The organism is Roseivivax jejudonensis (assembly GCF_900172265.1).
GTDB lineage: Bacteria > Pseudomonadota > Alphaproteobacteria > Rhodobacterales > Rhodobacteraceae > Roseivivax > Roseivivax jejudonensis.
Window position 1 is genome coordinate 1 of record NZ_FWFK01000017.1, and the last position, 898, is coordinate 898.

The window sequence follows — 898 nt, forward strand, 5'->3', positions numbered from 1 at the left end:
ACGATGAAGCGCAGCAGGTTCAGCGAAGAACAGATCATTGGCATCCTGAAGGAGCACCAGGCCGGGCTGAGCGCGGCGGAGCTCTGTCGGAAGCACGGCGTGAGCGAGCCGACGTTTTACAAGTGGCGCTCAAAGTTCGGCGGCCTGGAAGTGTCGGACGCGAAGCGGCTGAAGGCGCTCGAGGAGGAGAACGCCAAGTTGAAGAAGCTGCTGGCCGAGTCGATGCTCGATGTCTCGACGCTGCGCGAGATGCTCGGAAAAAACTTCTGAGGCCCAGTTCGAGGAGATCTGCCGTGAACTGGGCCATCATCGAGAAGGGCTATTCCCAAAGGCGCGCCTGCCGGCTCGTCGGGATCGATCCGCGTGTCTACCGGTATCGCTCGACGCGGGGCGACGACGGGGCGCTGCGACGACGCCTGCGCGAACTGTCGTCCGAGCGGCGGCGGTTTGGATACCGCCGCCTGCACATCCTGCTCAAGCGGGAAGGCTGGGAGGTGAACTGGAAGAAGCTCTACCGCATCTATCGCGAGGAGCGGCTCACGGTGCGCAAACGCGGCGGCCGGAAGCGTGCGCTCGGCACGCGGGCCCCGATGGCGATCCCGCAGGGACCGAACCAGCGCTGGAGCCTCGACTTCGTATCCGACGCTTTGTCCTGCGGGCGGCGGTTCCGGGTGTTGTGCGTCATCGACGACTTCAGCCGGGAATGCCTGGCTGCGGTCGTCGACACCTCGATCTCCGGCGTCCGCGTCGCCCGGGAACTGGACCGTATCGCCGAGGCCCGCGGCTATCCCTGCATGGTGGTCAGCGACAACGGAACTGAACTGACCTCGAACGCCATCCTGAAGTGGCAGGAGGAGCGCCATGTCGAGTGGCACTACATCGCGCCAGGCAAGCCCAT

General features: G+C 64.9%; 1 pseudogene. It reads left to right on the top strand.

Annotated features, from left to right (window positions below):
- Nucleotides 1–3: 3 nt before the first annotated feature.
- Nucleotides 4–898: pseudogene (locus tag ROJ8625_RS20480) on the top strand (IS3 family transposase); the annotation flags it as partial.